General features: G+C 33.9%; 8 protein-coding genes and 1 pseudogene. 8 read left to right on the top strand and 1 reads right to left on the bottom strand.

Going from position 1 to position 22,922, the window contains the following annotated elements; genetic code table 11:
- Window positions 1-137: 137 nt before the first annotated feature.
- The 7 genes from ACQH1V_RS07820 to ACQH1V_RS07790 all read left to right on the top strand — a co-directional run bounded on the left by ACQH1V_RS07820 (window position 138) and on the right by ACQH1V_RS07790 (window position 12,923).
- A complete protein-coding gene (locus ACQH1V_RS07820; RefSeq protein ID WP_425360387.1) occupies window positions 138-662 on the top strand; it encodes a hypothetical protein in 525 nt (174 codons plus the stop codon).
- Window positions 663-666: 4 nt separating this feature from the next.
- The gene (locus tag ACQH1V_RS07815; protein WP_425360386.1) at window positions 667-2,508 is read left to right on the top strand and encodes an ankyrin repeat domain-containing protein; all 1,842 of its coding nucleotides are present in this window, start codon (window positions 667-669) and stop codon (window positions 2,506-2,508) included.
- A gap of 296 nt (window positions 2,509-2,804) precedes the next feature.
- The gene (locus tag ACQH1V_RS07810; RefSeq protein WP_425360385.1) at window positions 2,805-9,980 is read left to right on the top strand and encodes a hemagglutinin repeat-containing protein; all 7,176 of its coding nucleotides are present in this window, start codon (window positions 2,805-2,807) and stop codon (window positions 9,978-9,980) included.
- Window positions 9,981-10,148: 168 nt separating this feature from the next.
- Window positions 10,149-11,018: a hypothetical protein gene (locus ACQH1V_RS07805; RefSeq protein ID WP_425360384.1), complete on the top strand. Its 870-nt coding sequence runs from the start codon at window positions 10,149-10,151 to the stop codon at window positions 11,016-11,018.
- Window positions 11,019-11,312, top strand: a complete 294-nt coding sequence (locus tag ACQH1V_RS07800) for a DUF6980 family protein (protein ID WP_425360383.1) — start codon at window positions 11,019-11,021, stop codon at window positions 11,310-11,312.
- Window positions 11,313-11,411: 99 nt separating this feature from the next.
- Window positions 11,412-11,669, top strand: a complete 258-nt coding sequence (locus ACQH1V_RS07795; protein WP_425360382.1) for a hypothetical protein — start codon at window positions 11,412-11,414, stop codon at window positions 11,667-11,669.
- 81 nt (window positions 11,670-11,750) lie between these two features.
- Window positions 11,751-12,923: a hypothetical protein gene (locus tag ACQH1V_RS07790; protein WP_425360381.1), complete on the top strand. Its 1,173-nt coding sequence runs from the start codon at window positions 11,751-11,753 to the stop codon at window positions 12,921-12,923.
- Between the two features lie 359 nt (window positions 12,924-13,282).
- Here ACQH1V_RS07790 and ACQH1V_RS07785 read toward each other — a convergent pair.
- Window positions 13,283-14,224: pseudogene (locus ACQH1V_RS07785) on the bottom strand (IS481 family transposase); the annotation flags it as partial.
- A gap of 635 nt (window positions 14,225-14,859) precedes the next feature.
- Here ACQH1V_RS07785 and ACQH1V_RS07780 point away from each other — a divergent pair.
- Window positions 14,860-22,920, top strand: coding sequence for a MobA/MobL family protein (locus tag ACQH1V_RS07780; protein WP_425360380.1), 8,061 nt, complete (start codon window positions 14,860-14,862; stop codon window positions 22,918-22,920).
- Window positions 22,921-22,922 lie beyond the last annotated feature (2 nt).

Here is a 22,922-nt window from a genome sequence, read left to right as displayed (position 1 = left end):
AAAGCAATCCAGGAAAATGGTTAAAAATGGATTGCTTCGCTACTGCTTGCAATGACGGAAAAGCTATCTAGAACTTTAACGGGCAGCTATATAAGTAGTTTCGGAGATTATTGAAGTAAAAAAATTAAAGAGGTTTTATGGCAAAAGAAAGATTAAGTGAATACGAATTAAGCACAAGAAAAGAAGTATTAAGAAGATTAGAAATAGTAAAAAATAAATTTAATAGTTTAAGCGATGCTCCAGTGATGGATATTGATGGAGATTACCGTACTTTACAAAATATGGAGGATAATGCAATATCTTCTTATGGTAAGCATTACTCACATTCTCGTAAGTTGTCTTCACAATTCTCACAAGCTTACAAGGCTCTTGCTAATGAGGAAAATAATCTTTATTATGCTCAAAAGGATCTTGCTAGTAAGCAAAGTACTCTTAATAGTACTCAATATAGTCTTAGTAATATTCAATGTAATCTCACTAGTAAGCAAAATAATCTTGCAACATTACAAAGCAAACTTAATGGTCAACAGGCTTTAGTAAGTAAAATACATGGATATTTGAGCGATTATCAAGAGAATTCAGCATCTACCACAGGAATGGTGGAAAATGATCAGCTAGCTGCTAAGCTGATTGGTGAATTAGCACAATTAAATTTGGAGTAAATTTATGAAAATACGAGATCTTATCAACAAAAAAATTCAAGAGGTTGAGAAAGGGGCTGAGAAGTGTGAATTATTAACACCAAATTCCCGCCTGCTGGACGAGATTTTATATAACATCACCGCAATGCTTGACATGGTTTCGGATATTACTAGATATCAAAATGATAGAGATGAGTTGGTAACACGCAATTCCCAAGATAGCCAGCAGCTTGCTCAGGTGAATCGGGAAGTTTCTCAAAAAAGCCAAGAGGTTTCTTGGAAGAATCAGGAAGTTTCTCAAAAGAACCAAGAAATCGCTCAAAAGAATCGGGAGATTACCGAAGTACAGCAAAAAATAGCAGGGTTGCAGTCACAGGAGAATAGTTTGCAAAGCCAGATAAATAGTTTCCAAATTGGTGATAATATTAAGGCATTAAATGCTAAACAAAAAGCTCATATTCTACAGAAACTTTGGGGCAATGGTGATGCAGATTCTGTTTCAGTAATTAATGCTATCAAACAATATGGTTTTGATCCGCATTATGTACATAAAAATGGTCAATCTCTGACCCAATTGGCTTTGAGCAGGAATGATGTTGCTTTATTTGATTTGTTAATAGCTAATAAAATTGATTTCAATATTAGCAATGCCAATCTAACTATCTTCAAGTTAGTGTTAAATTCAGGTAATAGCAATTTCATTAATAAAATGTTTGCCACAGGGCAAGATTTTACTAAATCGCTCTTAGATGTGGTACTAAAAGATGATGCAGTGATGCTTGACAAAATATTTAGTCATAAAGCAGAATTAAGCCAGGTTAGCTATTCAGGTTACAGCCTATTACAATTGGCATTAAAGCATGGTTGCTATAAATCAGCAGAACAAATATTACGATCTAATCCTCAGGCGATCAATCAACTAACAACCAAGGGGTTGTCTGCGTTACAACTAGCTGTGCTAACGGATGATAAGCCAGGGATAGAGTTGTTGAAAAAGTTTGGAGCAAATTTTGAGCTTGAGTTAAAAAATGCTATTAGCAAAAATTATGGAAAGAACGTTACTAAGATATTAGAGGCTAACCCGGAATTGCTAAATAAATTAGAAGCCCAAGGTAATAGTCCTTTATACCATGCTTTGTTACAAAATAAGCTGGCAATAGCAGAGTCTTTGTTGAATAAGGGAGCCGATAGTAAAATAGTTATGCAAAAGGCTTTGGTAGAAAATAATTCACAGATGATTAAGGATTTAATTGCTTTAAATGCTGATAGTACACAACTAATAATAAATGACAATAAAACTGCCCTATATCTTGCATTAGAACAAGATAAAACAGAGATTGCTAAATTGTTGTTAAAAACCAGCGATTTAATGTCAGTGGTCAAATTGTCAGCAGATAAGGCACAAGCTAATATTGCCGTAAAATTAATTAAGTTGCAACCTAGTTTATTAGCCAATTTAGCCCAAATAGAGAATAGTAAGGTAATCGAGAAGTTGCTTGAGGATTCTGGGTTTATATCGCTTGTAGAATCTTTAGCAGACAATAATGGTAATAATTTACTGCATCTTGCTTGTCAAAATAATAACCATCAATTAGCTATACAGATTTTAGAAAAAAATCATATTGATGTTAATAAACAGAATAGTGAAGGTAAAACAGCTTTCCATATATTGTTAGAGAGTTCAGCAAGTTTTGCAGAAAAAGCCCAGTTAGCTGAGGCTCTTTTAAACCACCATCCTGATATTCATTTATCAGATACTAGTGGGCATACGTCAATCGACTTAGCTGTAGAGCATGATGCAGGGGTACTAGCTATGTTCTATCAGCAAAATTTGATGGGGGATAGTGTTCACACAGAGCTTAATTAAATTTATAACTCACCTTACGCATAAACTCCGTGGTGATTTAAAAATTGTGGAAAAATAACCGGCGTCTATTAGCGAGGAGCCACACTACAATACACCGTCATTGCGAGACCACGTAGTGGTTGAAGCAATCCATTTCTAATCATTTTCTTGGATTGCTTCGTCGGCTTATGCCTCCTCGCAATGACGCTAGTTATTTTTCTGCAACCTTTAAATGCAATGTGTAAGGTGTATTTACAATTTATTCGTATCTCAATAAGTAGTTTTAATAACTTTTGAGATAGTGGGGTAGTAGCGAGATGTTTGATTTCTATGTAAGCAGTGATAAAGCAGTTTTAGAGTTACATAATGAAGATATTGATTATATAAGGATTTATAATAATTTAATAGACCCTACTGATACTATTTATTGTATCTTACCTTTCTCACGAGATAATAAGCCATTATATTGGCATAGTACTACTACGCTTACAGGTCCTCCTGCCGATTTAGTAATTCTTACCCAAAACCTCAATCGTAGTAGTTTATCTGTTGAAGATGCAGATTTCAGGCAGTTTCGTAGTATTACAGTTAGTGATAATAAGTTTTATCGGGATGGTGATAGGTTTTTGGTAATTCAACAAGACGAACATAATAACAATTCTGTTACTTTTAGAAATTGTCAGGCTTTGAATGCTGATTTTTTCTGTAATAAACTTACCTGGATAGGTGGTAGGGTAAAAAATAATTTATCTGTTGAATTACATGGTTTAAATAGTGAGCTAACAATAAAAGGTAATGATGAAACAAGAGCGGTCATCGGCACTCTAATTATACCAGAAAATATTAAGCCACTAAGAGTTTGTTTAGAAAATGTTGCTATTATAACTAATTTTTCTTGCGAAAATGTAAAAACCCTATCGCTTAAGAATGTTAAGTCTGGTAGTGGAGTTTGTAAATTAATAGCTGAAGAAATAGAAGAATTATCTAATTTTCAGAATCTCAGTACTGAGTTTATTGTTAAGTCAGAAATAGCTAATATTGGATCATTTATCTCACCGATAGGCAAGGTCTATATTGATGTTTATTCATTCATTGAATTTAGGGCTGATGGTGATGGTAGGTTTCAAGGGCTAGACCTAAATATTGATGTGAGTCGAGCAATCGAGAAAAAGATCGAAATGCCCTATGGTATCGTTAAATTTGACAAGATCAATATTAAAGGAGCCAGCGTCATTGATATTCCAGGCATTTTAATAGCTGAGCAGATGGAAATCATTAATTGCCTACAATTAAATCTCAACGAATCAAGAATAGGACATTTAAAATATCAAGCGGCTCAAGGAAAAGTATTTTTTGGTAAACATTCTGCTAAAACCACAACAATTGATAGTTTGTGGTTAATAGGTAATATCGTAGCTAATTTTCAAGGACCTACCGAACTATTTGATCTAGATAGTGAAGGAAGGAGTCATATAGTTATCTTCAGCGATTATAAAGGAAAATTTATCAAACTAAACCTTAATCTTGATGCCAGACGAGATAATATTAGTTCTGATAGGGATGGTTATTTTGGTTTGCACATCCAGAATGCTGGTAATAAGAAAGTTGAAATAGATGCAATTTTAGCCAAGTTAAATAGTTTTAATATTAGTGGTAGTGTGAAACTCGGACAGATTATTTGCCAGCCTATTGATAGTAAATATAACTTAATTCAAATTAATGTTCAGTATCTATCTCACATTAGCATTGATGGTTTTTTTGCTGGATTTGATCATAATATAGTTATTGAAAAAGCTACTGGAAAAATTAGCTTAGTTCAATCAATGGATAGAGCTTTATCTACTAGCCAAATTATTGCTGGTATTAATTGTGCAATGCAAGATTTTTTAACTATCAGGGCTGGTCAAGGTTTAAGCTTTCATGGCAATATTAAAGTTATCGATGGTAATATTGAGTTATATAGCCTCTTTGGCGTATTATCAGCAAGAGGCTCACTCACAGCTAAACAAATCAAACTTTTAGCTATTGAAGGAAGTCTTGATATTAGTGCTCATTTTAATACCAATAGTTTAGTTACTTATTCTAAGACAGACTCTTACATACGAGATACTATCATCAATGCTATTCAATTTCTAGCTCACACAATAGGACATTACATCCAAACTGGTAGTAATGTTACCACCAGTAAGACTGTGATTGTCAGTGAGAATGGTGATATTATGCTGAGAGCTTCATCGATGCAATCGGCTCTATTAGAAATGACCAGTGGTAAGGATATTGGAGTAGATAAATCTAATATCCAAGCAACTGATCAAAGGTATAGAAGTGATAATACTTATATAATGGATAGTAATATTTCTGGACAGACTAGTAGTATCCAATCTCAGAAAGATATTGGTATTATTAGAACTAATATTATTGTTCAACAAGTTACTAATCAAACTGCTCAAGACTTAATGGTAGTGGAGTCTAATGTTACCAGTCGTCAAATGGCAAATGTAGCGGGTAGAGATATTGCGGTTAGTGATTCACAGGTAAGTAGCCGCCTGTTAAAGGTTGTCAGTGATAGAGATACTAGAGTAGATAGCTCTAATATCCAAGTAACTGACCAAAGCTATAGAACTGATAATATTTATATAACCGATAGTAGTATTTCTGGACAGACTAGTAGTATTCAATCTCAGAAAGATATTGATATTGTTAGATCTAATGTTATTGAACAGCGAGTTACTAATCAAGCTGGTCAAGATTTAAGAATAGTGGAGTCTAATATTACCAGTAGTCAAATGAAAAATGTGGTGAGTAGAGATACTAGAGTAGATAGATCTAATACACAGGTAACTGATCAAAGCTATAGAAGTGATAATATTTATATAACCGATAGTAATATTTCTGGACAGACTAGTAGTTTCCAATCTCGGAAAGATATTGCTATTGTTAGATCTAATATTATTGAACAGCAAGTTACTAATCAAGCTGGTCAAGATTTAAGAATAGTGGAGTCTAATATTGCCAGTCGTCAAATGGAAAATGTGGCAGGTAGAGATATTGGAGTAGATAAATCTAATATTATTGGTCAGCAAGTTACTAATCAAGCTGGTCAAGATTTAAGAATAGTGGAGTCTAATATTGCCAGCCGTCAAATGGAAAATGTAGCGGGTAGAGATATTTCGGTTAGTGATTCATCTATCATTAGTAGATTATTAGTCAATTATGCTGAGGGTAATGTAATGTTCAGTAACTCTCAAGTCTTTGCCTCTCAAATGTTTACCGATGCTCAGAAAAATATTACTATTGATGGTAGTAAAATCTTATCTGATAATAATTTATTTTTTAGAAGCATAGCTAATTATTTAGCAATTAATAGTGATATATCATTAAGCCAGTTTCCAACTAATTTATTCTTATATAATTCTAGTGCTAGAGATAGTAATGGCAACTTGCTAGTAAGATGTGGCTTCCCATTTAAAGAAATAGAAGCACTTGGTTTAGTAGATTCTAGAGGTTACAGTAGCCCTTCTTCTAATGAGTTTCAGTACCATTTAATTAATAGTAGTAAAATTGATCTTAGCATTTTTCAGGCAATAGCTGAGCAAAACCCTCAAAGCATTATTATTGATGCCCATACTGGAGCAATAATTGGTAGCAGGTTAAGTGCTAAAGATCATCAGGTAATTATTAAGACGAAAGATGGTTTAGAATTACTGCCATTATCATTATACAATGCTACGATGTTTAGTGGTGGATTTAATGATCTTGGTATCAAATCCGTCATTAGCAAGATTGAAGCTGGAGCAATAGATATTGATGCTGGAAGTTATCTCAAAAGCGTAGGGGCATTATTAAGAGCTAATTCAGGTAGCTTAAAAGCAGATTACATAATGGATCAATCGTTTATTAAGGAATCGGCTGCTCGGCATGCTAGTTTACAAGCATTAAAACCATGGCTTAAGGCACCAGAATTATATGATATGATTGTAAATGACCAAATAGTGCCTACTAGGTTAGAATTCTCAGAAATCACTAAAATTGATCTTGGTAAGGGTAAGATTGATTTATTCTATCCTTATAGCAGCAAGCGAGTAGATTTAAGGCAGAGAGAAGGTGATGTAACCATAGATCGTGACGTAGATTTTCCTTATGAAGTAATGGCAGTGCATGTGGATTCAGGGAAGATATTCTTTGGTATTCCTAAGGTAGAGCAGTATTTTATTAGAAAATTTAGTTGGTTTGGCAGTAAGACTAAAATGTATGAACGCCATGTTACTGATCATGTGCATGTTACTGGACAAAATTTATTTTTCGGGGCATCAGGTGACATTGAAGTACATGGTACAATTCAGGCAAGTGGTGAGTTGGGGCTAAAAAGCAGTGATGGTGATATTAAGCTATCAGCTGACGAGATAGAGGTCAATAAAACTATCAAATGGAAATCCTTTTTTGGGAGAGATTTAACCTTTAACTTTAAAGAACCAGTCATCAAACAATCAGTTCTGAGAGCAGAAAATGCTTATATGATGGCAAATAATATTGAAGTTATCGGTAGCTTAATCACTATAAAAGATCATTTGCAAATAGTCAGTCAGAATAATATCAAGGTACTACCTATTGCCTTAATGACCAGCTATTGTCATCATGCTGGTAAAACTACTACCAGTGAGGTCGCTATAAAGCATGTAGTATCGGAAATTAATGCCGGCATATTAAATATAGACGCAGGTAGAGCTGTGGAATTTATTAGCACCTTAATTGAAGCGGAAGAGATGAATCTGCATGCTAAGGATCTAAAAATTGGTCATGTGAAAGATATATTTGATAAGCAGGTGGAATTTAAAGGTAAAAAGAAATTTTTTGGAGGTAGAACTCACTGGAGTAGTCACGATCACACTGAAACAGTTCTGCCAACAGTGATCAATGCTGGTAATCAAAGAATTGTTATTGATCAGGATGCTACTATAGAAACTGCCCAGATTTTTGCTGAACAGGATATATTAATGCAAGTTGGCGGTAACCTAACTGTCAAAGATGGTTATAATCTGCATATCCATGACTATCACAAGAAATCCTATAGTCTATGGTCATCTGATGGTAATTCGATGACATTTAATAGCACCAAAAATGTCAGAGAGTTTAATGAAGGGCATGATAGCGTACCAACTATTATCTGTGCTGGTGGTACTTTCTATGGAATAGTTGGTGGGCAAATGCATATTCTAGGCAGCAAGATTATTGGGCAGGATATTCATCTAGTAGTACCCAATGGTTTAAAGCTAGAAGCCTCAAAATATACTGATAAATCACTAATTTTCTGTAGTGAATCTGGTTTTAAGGTTGGTTTTTACCACAAAGGTAAGAGTGAAGGTGGGTTTAGAGCAGCGGCAACTGTAGATAGTGATCAGCAAAAATTATGGGATCAGCATTTAAACTCTTCTGAATTAGTAGCCTCTAATGCCCTAACTATTATGGCAAAAGACGGAACATTTGAGCAAATTTCTTCGGATATATCTGCTAAAATTATTCAAGTAGAAGCACGTAACTGGCAAGCAAAAACCTATGATACTGAGACTATCACCAAACATATTGAGCAGCATGCTGAATTAGGAATAAAGCTTGCTGTTAAGCAAAATGTCACCAACGTTATAGATAAAGTTAAAATGTTGGTTACCAAGAAAGGTAGCCATGTTGTTGATAATCTTGATCGAGTTTTTAAAGCCTACGATGCATATAAATCATTAGCCATGTTACCAACTAATGCAGTAAATGTTGGGTTGTATGCATATTTATCTGCCAGTCAGAGTGAAGAAATGACCTGTTCTACCGTAGCCGTAGATAATATTATTAATGGTGAAACGATCATTGCCCATGTTAAAGATGATATTCGTTTTCAAGGCGTGAAGATGACAGCGAAAGATGTCGATTTTGCTGCTACTAATTTTACCTTTGAAACTAGTAGTGATAAATATAACTATCAATATGATTTTAGCTCTATTGATCTTGAGATTGATTTAGATACTGGGGTAAATAGCAGTTTATCGGCATCTACTCAAAATGTCGAATCAACTAGTACTATCCACCATCCTAATTACATCAAAGCCAGTGGTAATTTAAAAATCACCCTGTCAGGTGATGGCAAATTCAAAGGTGTCACTTTAGAAGGGATGAAAGTTGATATCAAAGCTAATAATCTAGTTGTTGAATCAGTACAAGATATAGTATCTGAGAGATTAATGGGAGCTAACCTAAATATCGGTTTTAACAAAGAATATAACTTTACAGGATTTGGCGGTGGAGTAGAAAGCGGGTTTAAGGAAAAAGCTTGGACTAGCCAAGTAGCACGTATCATCGGCTCACAACTAGTAAATATCATAGTAAAAGAAACATTAGAAATTGCTGGTGGTTTGATTGCTAATGGTGAAGAAGATAAAAATGGTAAGCTGACTGATAAAGGTAATTTAAGTGTCAATTGTGGCAGGATGGTGGTTAAAACTATCCATGATTATGATCAAGGATTGACCCTGGGCATTGGGGCAAATTTTCAAGTAAAGCACACTGAGGAAGAAACTGGTAAAGGTAAAAGAGATGTTTCTTTTCATCATGCACCGGTAAAAGTTCAGTTTAAAGATCATCAGCAAGTTGTCAGCAGCACCATAAGTAAGGGACAAGTTACTAGTGGCTCTATCAGCGGTGATCAGTTAAACCGTGATATATCTCAACATAAACAAATTACCAAAGAAGAGCAAGCCAGTTTTGATAGCACAGTGCATGGTGATATGTTGGAAACTGTGCTTGGTACCAAAGAAGCAGCAAAGAGACCACCAGATATTACAAAAATCCCTAAAGATGAATTAAGCAAGACTCTACCGAAAATGATAGGGCATTATTTTTCTGGTATATTTGATAATATAAAACAAGCAGCTAAGGATGTGATCATCAAAGGGGCAAAAACGGCAAATATCTTTGGTGCTGAAATAAATACCAAACAATTAGGAAAAAACCTTGATAGAGGTAATGACTGGCATTTTGGTTCAAAGCTCAGTCCAGCTGAGATTCAAGAGTTTGAGAAGCAATTTGCAGCAAACTACCAAAATCTGGAAGGATTGGAAGAGCTGGCACAAGATGGAGAAGATGAGCAGGTTACTAAAAATAAACAGAAATATTTCATTTTCTTCCAAAATTTAAAAGACGAAGTAACCCAGGCTGAGGCAAATGGTGGTAGTAAAGCTGATTTGCAAGCGATGTTACATATTTCGCAAGTACTTTACAAAAAAGAACAAAGTGATGCCATCAAAGAAGGTAGACCAATAAAAGATTTTGGGGAATTTGCTCAGCATCTAAACCAACATATCTACAACGATTCAATCTTTGCTGGCAAAGTCCACGATAATATAGTTAAAATTTTACTAAAAACCCAATTAGTGGTCGAACAAAAATATGCTATAATAGGTGGGGGAGACAAAATTGAACAGGCTAATGGGGCTGAAGGTAAGGAATAACAAGTTGCTAAAACTAGAGACCACCCTGAACTACCAATTCATCCAGAACGTAGTGAAGAACCTAGTCAAACTAAGGATAATCAACCATTCGACTCAGACATACCAGCTAGCAACAAGTCAGCTGCTGAATCAACTGAGTTTAAATGGACTGAAGATGGGATAACAAAGTTGCTTGCCACCAGTCAAACTAAGGATGAGCTAGATGTTAAGTTACAGAAGATTATTCAAGATAACCCAGAAATCAACCAGAAAATAGAGGAGCATGGAGGATATGATAATTTAAAACAACGATTGGTAGAAATAGCGATAGCCACCAATCAACAGCAAAATGAGTCTAAAGATTCTGGTTGGTGGTATGGTATTAAGGAATTATTTGGTATATCGGAAGCTGAGGCAAGTTCTGTTGCACGTCGTGGTATAGGGCTTCTTGGTAGTGCAGAAATTGGTAAGAATGAGGCAGTTGTAGATGGTACCCCTGCGTTTAGTAGGACACCGGCTAATCCTAAAGACGAGGCTATTAAATGGCTAGTTGAACACATGGATGGTGGAATGCTGTTAACTACACTTATTGCCCTTACTGCACCGCCAATAAATGAGTTTAATGTATCAAATGACTTTGAAAAAAGAAAACATGATGATAGTAGTAATAAACCATCTACAAGCAAACAACAGCAGAAGGTGTCTGCTACTTTCTTTATGCCATCAGATCCAAATGATTTCGAACCTGATGATGATAAGAAGAATAAAGATAAAGAGCAAAACTCCTTTGATCCAAGCAAAGAAGGAAATCATGATAAAATAAGAAGAGACGTTAGATATGGTAAGCTTTATAGAGATGCAAACAATGATAAAATATGGTATTCAAAAGAAATAAGTGGAGATAGGGCCCATGCTGGAGAACATTGGAAACAATTTATAAAAAAAGGCGGGGAGCTAATACATGAGGCAGATATAGATTTAACAGGAAAAGTAATAGATAAATGGAAAAGTAGAACAGGAGCTGTAATTAAATTTAAGGATACTATCGGTATAAAATAAATGAAACATTGTTGTAAAAAAATGGAGTATTATGCCACACAAAGTAATACTCTACTAGAATATAGTCCGGAAACTAGATCTTATGATCTTTGGCTGCATAATGACTCTCGTGGAACAAGACAACCCATTAGTTATTGTCCATGGTGTGGGAAAATTCTGCCAAAAGATTTGGGTGAAGAATGGGCTGCCTGGGTAGAGGAAGAATTGGGCTTAGAAGATATTTTTGATACAGACTGGGATCAATTACCAAACAAATACAAAACCGATGAATGGTGGAAGAAGCGAGGATTATAGTGCAGTAAAAAGCAATTTTAGACAAACCTCTTCCAAAATTTAGAAGACGAAATAACCCAGGCTGAGGCAAATGGTGGTAGTAAAGCTGATTTGCAAGCAATGTTACATATTTCGCAAGTACTTTACAAAAAAGAACAAAGTGACGCCATCAAAGAAGGCAGACCAATAAAAGATTTTGGAGAATTTGTTGGACATCTAAACCAACATATCTACAACGATTCAATCTTTGCTGGCAAAGTCCACGATAATATAGTTAAAATTTTACTAAAAACCCAATTAGTGGTTGATCAAAAATATGCTATAATAAGTGGGGAGACAAAATTGAACAGACTAAGGGGGGTAGCAGGTAAGAATTGACAAGGTGCTAAGTGTAGATTACAACAAATGATGATTGGTTACAAGATCAATGATTAATTACGAATAATATATGGAGGATTTATGGTATTATCATTAAACAAGGTAAGTATTGTATCTACAAGGATACAGACTGTAGAAGAAATAATTCCTACACTAATGAATAGTCAAGGAGATGTTTACCCTAGTATTAGTGGATTATATATTAATGATAGAAAAAAATACTTTGAAGCTTTGTCTAAGATTAATATTAACCACCTATATCTTATGTTTAGTGGTATAACAGGTAAAGAAATGGAGAATTTAGTGTTATCAGTGAAAGCTAAATATATTGATTTACGGCATAATGTTACAAGTGATATATTAAAATCTGCAACATTGAACCCTAATATCGAGATTCTTGATATCAGAGGTTATGAAGTAACTGAAGCAGATAGCACAGCTATTGCACAAAGCAATATCAAAGCTCTTCTGTTATCCTCCATGCCAAGTGATAATGCAGTGATGAATTTATTACAAAGTAAACACCTTAAAAGCCTTAATATTGAATTTTATCTCTATATCCCAAATTTTGTTTATTCTCAACCGCCTTATATTATTAATAGCGATTTTACGATATCTAATATAGAATTGGGCAAGTTGATTGAGATACCTAATAAACAATTACAAGAATTCATTAAAACTCTAGAAGGTAATACAATCCTTACCACGCTTAATTTAGGTACTGTACAGAGCAATGATTTTGAAACTATATTGACCCCAAGTCTTAGTGTCCATGATGGGATAAAAGCTGATGAGGAAAAACAATTAGCAAAAATTTTGCATCGTAATAAAAAATTAGAAGAAATTGTTTCTTTCATAAAGGAAATTTCTGATAGAAATGAAACACCATTTGATTTAGCAAAAGAAGATCGAATAAAAATCAAGGAGACTTTGCTAACAATACAACAATTTTTAGCAAATCCTTCAACTATATTGCAAAATCATCTTAAAACAATTGGTTATAGTGCTGATGAAATAAAGATAATAAAATGTCATATACATAATTTTATTAATGAAGAATTTTGGAAAATTACTGGTATTGTACAATATGGTTTATCAAATGATATAAACACTAATGAAGCACAGAAAACAACAATATCTGATTTACCTGAATTAGCTTTGCACAAAATTACTTCTTACTTATCACTAACAGATATTGTAGAAAGTACTAATAATAGTATTATTATAGAAACAGCTAATCATTTTGATGATTAATGAGATTTTAGTCCTTATTAGGTATGAATGAGTAGTGAGTACATATATTTGCTTGCTTGATGTGTGTGATTCATAGACCTTGTTACAAGGTAATTGTCAGATGAAATTACGACTTGTAGGGTCTATCAGAAAGATTGTGTAAGTATGATATCAGAATTAGTCCATCTTTGATCGACATTCTCCCATTTTTGGTCATCAGTACCACAAAGTATGGCAAATTGATTTAAGGCAACTGACCAATCTTTAATTGGCATTGTCCACTTCTTTTGGGCGTTTGTCAATGCCAAAAATATTATTTTTTGAATTGATTTATCATCTGGAAATACCCCTTTATTTTTAATAGCAGCTTTAAATACCTGATCGTATTTGTAATTTTGTATAGCAAAAGTTTCTTTTGAAGAATCATAACTTTTATGTACTTTTTCTATAGAAGGAATAGTATGCTCGAGTTCTTTATATTTTTCCCATGGAACTCTGCCATGCAGAGAACTATGCGATCGATGCTTATTATAATACTCTTCCCAAATCATAAGCTTACTCTGAAGCTCTTGATCCTTAACATCAGTGCTACTATAAAATTCGTCTAAATCTGTTCTTTGTGTTCTTTCTACCTTACCATTTAAGTGAGGAGATAATGGTTTGATAGGGCGAAACTTGATCTTCTTTTTCTGCAAATATTCTTGTACCACATAAGCAAAAAATTCCTGCCCTCTATCTGTTTGAATACGTTGTATAGGAAAAGGTATACGCTCCATAACTTGATCCAAAAAATCTAAAGTATTCTCTGCAGTACGTCTTTTATATAAAGCTAAAACTTTATATCTGGTACAATCATCTATGGCAGTGTATTGATATAAATGTTTAGTAATTTTACAAACGTCCATTTGTACTCTTTCTCCAGGTACTTTACAGCTATAGCGTTTGAGTTGTTTTCGATAATGACGCTTGAAATGTAGTGGTGCTACTGCATATTTTTTAAGCACTTTATGAATGGTAGCTGTAGAAAATGAGATGCCATATAAACGTTTTAATTCACTCTGAATACGTCTAGCACCTAAATTTCTTTCTTTCCTTAAATTAATTATAAGCTTTTCATTTGTTTCACTTCTTTTTTGAAGAGGAAAAGCTTTTGGTATACTACTAATATCGTATAATCCTTTTTCACCTAGTAGTTCATAACGTTTATACCACTTACGCAAGGTAAAACGTGAAATGCCATAATGTGTACATACCTTTCCTGCATGGTTCGACTGCTTATATAGCTCAATCCAACCCAGACGAAGCTGAACTTTAGAATCCATTGCCTGTCATTATTTATATTCCTAATATTGTTATTGTTATAATCTCTATAAATCAAAATTTTAGCAACTAGATAATACTTCCTCTTACATTATTGTTGTAACAAGGTGTATAAATCATACAGGTAAAGCGGGTTTTAGATAGCTTTTCTGTCATTGCGAGACCACGTAGTGGTCGTGGCAATCCATTTTTGGTTACTTTTATGGATTGCTTCGTCGACCTACGGTCTTTCTCGCAATGACGTTGACCACATACGACTTTTAAACTATCCGGTCTAAAACCGCTTCCTCTTCTAACTTTCAACAGTTGTGGCGTAAGCCTCCGAAGCAATCCATTTTAATCATTTTTTTAGATTGCTTCGTTGCCACTAAAGTAGCTCCTCGCAATGCTTGTAAAACACATATCCATCTACTTTTTCTCCCTGCCGACACCTTGTCCATTAGCCACAAGGGAGATTCTGCTGCCTATATCAATCTTACCACACAAAATAAACTGATTTATTTACGTCCAAGGTTTTAGCATTGACAGCTGGAATTCCGATAGGCGCACTTGGGCAAACTAGGTAAACCTAGTTTGCCTGCGTTCAAAGATTCGGTTCTTGCCTTTGCTATTACCCAAAACTCACGGCTTAGATAGTATGGCAATATATCATTGTAGTAAATCAGAAGTACAAAGAAGCAAGGGACATAATGCCGTTGCAGCAAGTAGCTATATTTCAAGAAGTAAATTGCAGCTTATTACAACTGATAATAGTACAAAAGAGAAACAAACTATTAGCTATAGTTCTACCAGTAGAAAGGGACTTGCTCATAGCATAATTCTAGCTCCAGATGACGCTCCTAGTTGGGTATATGATAGACAAGAATTATGGAACAGAGCAGAAAGTGTAGAAACAAGAAAAAATGCTGAAACAGCTAGAAAGCTAATCATAGCTTTACCGAAAGAATTAACCCTACAACAAAATATTGAACTTATCGAACAATTTGCTTTAGAGTGCTTAGTTAGTCACGGCATGGTAGCAGATATAAACATTCATTATGACAGTGAAGATAATCCACATGTTCATATTCAAATGACTACCAGAAAACTAATACGTTCACTGGAAAATGACCAAGTAGTTTTTGGTGAAAAAGGACGTGATTGGGGAAGGAGAAAATTTTTATATTATTACCGAGAAAATGTAGCTCATTTCATCAATTTGTATTTAGAAAAACATGGGGCTTTAGATAGGGTATCACATTTATCTCATAAGGCACGGGGCATTGATTTAGTACCAACTATCCATGAAGGAGCAGCCCACTATATAAAAGACTCAAAATTAAGATTAATAAATGAACAAATACTAAAAAAAAATGCTGCCAAGATTAGAACAAATCCAGAGTTAGTATTTGATAAATTATCGATTAATAAGCCAGTTTTTACTAGGGAAGAAATTGCTATAGCCTTATCTGATGCGTTAACTATAGATATTGAGTTAGGGCAAACAGATAAACAATTAGATGGCGGTAATAAACAAGGATTTCAGCAACGTTTAAGAGAAATAAGCAAACAATTAGTAGTAGAAGATTTACTAACAGAAAGTTTAGTAACAGAAAATGTAAAGGAAAGTCCTAACCAAGATTTAACTATTTTAGCAGATGGTAGTAGTAAGCAAGATAGTGAGCTATCTAGCACTAGTATTGTAGAAGGTAGTAATACTACTGGTAGTATTACTACTATTGATCATAGCAGTCATAATAGTACAGGACTATCAAATGTTGAGCTATTGGATCAAGCATATTCTACTGAATTTATGCGACTCTATAGTAATTTGTTGGCGTCTGATAAGATTAGTTTAATAAATCCTAGTGATTTAAAAGGTCGTACTTTGTATGCATTAACCAAAAGGGTAAAGTTAGAACAGAGATTTATTACCACAGTAGAAGAGTTACAGCACAGTCAGAACCATAATTTGTTTATTGATGATAGGGCAATAGGTTCTATGAAAGATAAATTAATTGGCAGTATTCAAAAAGTTGGGATGGCTGTGCAGGAGGTAGTAAACAACAAGATTGGGTTACAGATCGAGCTAATCAAGGAACAAAATCATTCTTTAACAGAGGAACAACGCAAGGCAATAATAGATATTGTATGTGGTAAAGATATTAGCGTATTGGAAGGATACCCAGGAGCTGGTAAGACATTTGTCATGCGGGAAATAGTACGACAATATCAAAAAGCTGGTTATCGGGTAGTAGGGACTGCCCAAAGTAGTAGTGCTACAAAAGTTCTGGAAGGTGCTACTGGCATTGAAGCAAAGAATACAACACTATGGCGTAAAGAGTGGCAAGAAGCTAGGAGGGGGCATGAGTTCGAGTTGCCTTTACGAACTGATTATTATACAGAAAGAGAATACCAATATCCAGATAGAGTGGAGAGTAATTTTAGTCAGCAGAAAAATGTTAGTGCCGAATTAGACAATAAGACCGTATTCATCATAGATGAAGCAAGCATAATTGAGCTGGCGAATATGGATTATTTGCTAACTCAAGTATTAAAGTCAGGGGCAAAAGTCATAATAGTAGGTGATAACAATCAGCTTTCTGCTATTGGTATGGCAGGTGCTTTTAAGAAGATATGCACTATTACTGATATTAGTAAATTAACTGCAGTAATGCGTCATAAACATCCCGATGAATATACTAGGGAACTACAGAGAGAAGCTACCAAGCTAATGGGTCTTTATAAAATAGAAGAAGCATTAGCGATTTACCAAGAACTTGAAATATTTAATATTTATAAGAATGAGAAAATAACTAAAGAAGCATTGGTAGAAAATTATGTTAGTGAGTATCTAGTACAAGCCAAGAATTTAGCCAGGGATGATTTAGTATCGATTAGATCGATAGTAATAGGTGCTTATACTAATGTGTCGGTGAACTATTTTAACATAGAAGTAAGAGAAAGACTAAAACAGGCTGGTATTTTAAAGGGATTGGGTGGCAACTTTAAATCTGGTCATGAGATGGTAGAATTATTGCGAGGTGAGCAAATAGTTTTCGTCAGTAATAAGGCAGAATATAAGGGCTTTTATGGAGTACTAAATGGCGAATTAGCAACAGTTATAGATTTTACTGCTCCAGATAAATTTGGTCATGGCATAGTGAATTTGTTTGTACATAAAGCAGATGGCAGTAAAAAGATAGTCAAGATTGATACAGCTGACTCACTATATCCAGTTAGGTTTAAACATGGTTATGCGGTGACTGGTTATAAGTTGCAAGGTGAGACGGTGGATTATATGAAAGTATATTATGAATCTACTATAGGTTATGAAGCCTTTAACGTGCTAATTAGTAGGTACAGATACGAGGTAAATCTGTATGCAGCTCAAGATGTATTAGAAGATATTGTTTATAAGAGAGTGGAAGAAGATGCGGAAAAAGGACGAGTACGATTTAGTGTAGAAGGATATAGCCTACAAGGTAAAGGTAAAGAACGAAGAAAACAACCGGTGCCTAGCTGGTATATTGGTTTAACTATAGGGGTCAGTAAAAGAGTCAATAATAATTTAGCAATTAATTATCGTAAGTTTGATAAATTAAGTCCTAATGAACAAGTCATTAAGAATTATCTAGAATTTAGACAAGTAGTATTTGATTTGCACGGTAAAATGCAAGAATGGCAAGAGCAACAAGAAAGACCTATTAAACTGGCTGGATTATATGGAAGATTAACCACAACTGCTAATGTAGAGATAAAAAATGCGAGAGAAATTACTATAGATTCATATGGTTTAATACTTAATCGATCTACTCAGGAGGAAACCACTCCCTCTGAACTACCATCTAGCAAGGAATTTAAAAAAGTAGAATTACAAAAGACTCCTATTAATAAAAATAGTGAAAAAATATTATGGTCAAAATTATCAAGAGAAAAGCGAAATGAGCTTATTTGGAATCATCTCTCAGAACATGATAGGCAGATACTTGCAGCTACATATGAAGAGCTAGCAGAGAGCAAGAAGGAGTTAAAACAATGGGCTAAAATTATTTGTGATAATTATCACGGTAGTGTTAAGGATAAAGCTATTGATAATTCTGACATTAAGGATCAAGTAAGTATGGGTGATAGAATTATCCAACTTGATTTAAATTATCAGACGATTCAAAAGCATGCTGGTTATTCAGCTGATAAGTATTTTTTTAAAAAGATCAATCAAGGAGCGACCTTAATTACAAGTAACCATTGGAGAAAGATGATGGAAATTTGTTATGGTTTAAGGACGCAAAATATTACAGTACCAAATATATTAAATAGCCAAGAGATAGTTAGTACAAGCAATATTAACACTGATTGGTTAAATATTTTTACTACTAATTTAGCTGACTTGCATGAATTTATTAATGAAACTAAGTTGTCATTAATAGAAAAAACTGAGCTATTAGAGAAGACTAACGTTGAACATCAAGAGACAAAAAAAGAGTTAAAGGAAGTAACTCATTATCGGGAGCAATTATTCCCAGAATTCTTAAGCCGTATATATAAAACCCCTATACCAGAAATATTGCAGAAATGGCAAAATTTGTTAGTAGAATGTCGGTATGAACAATTAGCAGATGCCATTTCTAAAGTAAAGCAAAATCCTAATTTACTGGGTAGTTTGAGAGGTATTGGCTTTAGTACAGTTCTTGGTATTAGCCGGCGTCGGAAAGATGCTATTAGCAATTTCGAGGTCATAGCCAAAAGGTTTAGAAATTATGAACAAGGGGCAATTAAAGCACAAGAACTGCAAGACAAACTAACAGCAGGAAATTATCAGAAGTTACTTGTAAGTTTAGCAGGAGAAATAAGGTTGTTAACTGCTAGTTTGCCTAATGAATATGAACAGAGCTTTTTAGATCAGCTTGATCTTTTACAAAAGGATGGCAAATTAAATATAGAAAATTTGGCAGCAATAGTAAAAACAGACGAGCTGCGAGGTCTTCTTTATGAATATTATAGATATATTAATAATGCCAATAATAATGCAAAATTGGCTGAATCAATTGAACCATCTGACATACAAGGTGAAAATCAGAGAGAAGTAATTAGTAGCATACCAATTAAAATAGATAAAACAGAAACAATAGAAGGTAAAGTTAAAACAGAAACTAATGAAGATAAAACTAACAAATATAATAGAGTTAATGCAACTCGAAATAACAGATTAGACTTTAATGAAGTTAAGCAAAGTTTAACCGAATATAATTATCGTAATATTTTTGAGAGTTATGCTAGAAGAATTAATGGTGACAATGTAAGATTTAAAAAGACTAGTTCTGAAATTAGTCTTGGTAGTTTAACTATGAATTTAAGAACAGGGTTGTGGATTCGTCATAGCACTGGAGAAGGAGGTAATATATTTTCTTTTGTTCAGAAGGCTCTATGCTGTAGTAAATTAGAAGCGTTAGAACGAGTAGCGTTGACAGCTGGCATTAGTGCTAAAGAAAATAATTATTATAATTATCATAATGACAACGAAAGAAATAATAATAAGCAACCACAAGAGAGTAAGGGGCATGAAGAGGTAATAACGAAACCAATTAATGAATGGTATGCACAACCTTACGTGCCTGACTATGCACCTAAGTTCGATCCAAAAATTCATTTGGCTGGTCTGCTAAAAAGTAACACTGTTGATGGCATATATTATTACAGAAATAATCAAAAGCAACTGATAGGTTTAACAGTGAGATTGGTCAGTCGTCAAGATGGTAAGAAGCAAGTACTACCAGTTAGCTATTGCCACAATGAATCATTAAATCAAGAAGCATGGAAATTAAAGGGTTTTAGTGATAATGGTTATAAACCAATCTATCATATAGATAAAATAAAAGATGAGCAAAGGACTATATTGATAGTAGAAGGTGAAAAGACCTGTGATAAAGCTCAAGAATTACTGCCTGACTATATTGTACTATCATGGCTAGGTGGTAGTAATGGAGCAAGTAAAGCAAATTGGCAACAACTTACCGGTAGGGAAATAGTAATTTGGGCTGATAATGATCAAGCAGGTATCACAGCAGCTAAAACAATAGGACAGATGATTAATGAGGCTAATGGTCGTATTGGTAATGTAACCATCATTGATCCAAGTAGGTTAGAATTTAATGGCACTATCAATGAAAACATCTTACCAGAAAAATGGGATTTAGCTGAGAGATTACCAGCAGGTTTAAATATAGATAATCTCAAGGAAGCTATTAGAAACGGTCAGCAGCAAAATATTTTATTACATAATAGTCAGTCTATTGCAGCAGGACTACAGCAATTACTACCACAATCCCAAGAATTAGCGATAGGAGAAAGAATATTGTGGCAAGCTAGAAGTGTTGGTACTCTACTTACAAGAGAACAAATAATACAAGAAGCTACAACAGAATTTAACTGGCAAAAAAAGCTTACCTCACCAGAAGCTAAATACTATATGAAATATGCTGAAACTACAGGAAAGGACGGTAGTAAACATGAATTTTTAGGATTACAAGATGGTATATATCGAGATACATTAGTTGCTATAGCCAAAAATGGTAAAATTAAGGATAAAGAATCTTTAAAACTACCAGAATTAATACATGAATTGCAAAGTGAGTATGAGCAAAAGCACAGGATTAGTCAGGTTGGTTCTCACCATAGCTTCGGTGATGATGAGCATTATCAATCTCACATCAAAAGTTTAGAGTTGTACGGTAGCGATAGAATAGAGCTATATCACATTATGGTTAGGGACGTAAGCTTGTTACATCAAGAGCAATTAAGTGGGCTAAGAGGTAGAATAATTAAAAGTCAGCAAAAAGTCATTGAGCAGAAAATATACGAGCAAATAAAAACTTACCAAGTAAAGCAAGCTAGAGGTCAGACAAGCAATAAATTAGACTATGATGATAAAGTAAAAATAGCTAGCAAAATCTATGATAATCTTTGTAGTAGTAAATTGTGGCAAAGTTTAGTAGTACAAGATATAACCTACATGCAAAAATTACAACAAGAACTACAGCCAGAAGTACAAAGGACTAAAAAGCAAGAGTTTAATGATTTGCCACAACCTACACCTATAAAACCAATTAAGATAAAAAATAATAGACCTCTTTCAAAACTCGCTTATGCTGAGGAATTTGAAGGAGACGCGGAACGCAGAACCGCAGCGTACTCTAGCGTACGTGAGGATTCGAGTACCGCATCGACGTACAAATTACCAGCAGAAGTAGAGTTTTGCAAGAGGTCTAGTTATGAGGAAAGAATAGAAAAGATAGTAGAGAAATATAAAGGACAAAACCATGATTCTGAATTGATAAATAAATGGACTGAAGAATTAGCAGAACTAAAAACATATAATGCAGGTAGTTTAAGTAATATTATTAAGATAGGGGAAAGAAAAGGCTTAGAGCAAGCATTGAAAGAAATAGTGAGTATTAATGCTTATAAGAATAAAGAATTAAGGGTGCTATTTGAAGTATATAAGGATAGGATAGATGAAATACAGAAATTTAATGATAAGTTAACTATAGAATATCTAAAACATAAAATAAAACCATTAAAATATAATGATATGGTAAAGGTAGTAGAGAAAATGCGGGTTGATAGTTTTAGAGATTGGATAATACCACAATTTAATAAAATAGAAAAGGAACGGCAAGAAACACAAGAAGTTAACGGATTATTGAATAGCCTCGAGCAAGATAGGGAATTAAGCTTAAAGATATCTAAGGAATATCAGAGCTTAACTTATAATGTATCAGAGGAAATGAAGGGGAAGAGCATAAATGATAAAAGTAGAGTGTACGACAGTCAGCCTGATCTATTAGATAATATAAAAAGAGATAGTTTATATATAGCAAAATACAATATATGGGAAAAAGAATTATTAATTAAAGAATTAAAGCGAAATACGTCAGAGCTAAAGGGTAGGGTAGCACCATTAATGTTTAAATTTAGTCAGCTTCATTGTAAGAAGCAAGTTGCTCAAGATATAAAGGTAATAGAAGAACAAGGGGTATTAATTAAAGACAATAAACAATTTAAAACTGTTCAAGGTTATTTAGATGATTTAATGAATAATAAGGAAATAAGACCTTATATAAAAGGAACTAATATTGATGGGATGACCAAAAATCATGAAAATCATGGAAAGTATATTAAATCACTGTTTACTAAGTATCAGAGTAAAATAGAGACAATAGTTAAACTACAGCCAAAATATAATATAGAACAACTAAAAGATAAGATGAAATTAGAAGATGAAAAGGGAGTAGTTAACTTATTAGGGGCAGAATGGCTAAAAGCATTCAAAGATTATGTAACACCCAGAAGAGTTGTAATTAACAAAGAGAGGAGAGAAGAAGCAAAATCAGTGAGTGAAGTCTTACAGCTATTAAAAAAAGAAAAAGATTTTTGTCTTGATATGTATAAGCAATATAAAGAGGTAGTAGAGTATTATAACAAAAAGGAGCAAGATCATTATTTCCTGACGATAGCTAACTTGCATAAGGAGCAACCTGAACTACTAAGCAATTTAGCGAGAGATATAAATAATGTCAGTAGATTTAAGATAGGAGGAATTTATACAGGAGATACTATAGAAACAGATGACAAGCTAGTAGAAAAGATAAAAGATACAACACAGGTAGGGGGATACTGGCTAAGCAACTATATAAGGCATGTCAAGCACATGTATTAAAA

Origin of the sequence: Candidatus Tisiphia endosymbiont of Ceraclea dissimilis (assembly GCF_964030735.1) — a bacterium.
Taxonomy (GTDB): Bacteria; Pseudomonadota; Alphaproteobacteria; order Rickettsiales; family Rickettsiaceae; genus Tisiphia.
Note: the sequence above shows the minus strand (reverse complement) of the source record. Positions and strands in the feature narration are given on the sequence as shown.